This is a genomic window from Undibacterium sp. 5I2 (genome assembly GCF_035019605.1).
Classification (GTDB): domain Bacteria; phylum Pseudomonadota; class Gammaproteobacteria; order Burkholderiales; family Burkholderiaceae_D; genus Undibacterium.
In genome coordinates, this window is record NZ_JASJVS010000185.1 from 1 (window position 1) to 272 (window position 272).

The 272-nt window shown below is 57.4% G+C and carries 1 protein-coding gene; it reads left to right on the forward strand.

Going from position 1 to position 272, the window contains the following annotated elements; all coding sequences use genetic code 11:
- Nucleotides 1-272, forward strand: a 272-nt coding sequence (locus tag QN359_RS19910) for an IPT/TIG domain-containing protein (RefSeq protein ID WP_323493458.1), incomplete at both ends; no start/stop codon positions are given.

Consider the following 272-nt stretch of genomic DNA (forward strand, 5'->3'; position numbering starts at 1 on the left):
AACAGCGCGACACAAATTACGGCAACGGCACCGTCCGGCAGCGGCACGGTAGATATTACCGTCGTGACCGGTGGTGGCACGAGTGCGACGAGTGCCAACGATCAATATACGTATATCGGTGCGCCAACGGTGAGTAGCCTGGGGACGTCGACGGGTCCAGCCACGGGTGGGACTTCCGTGGTCATTACAGGTAGAAATTTTACTGGCGCTACTGCGGTGAAATTCGGCCTGAGCAACGCCAGCGGCTTTACTGTGAACAGCGCGACACAAAT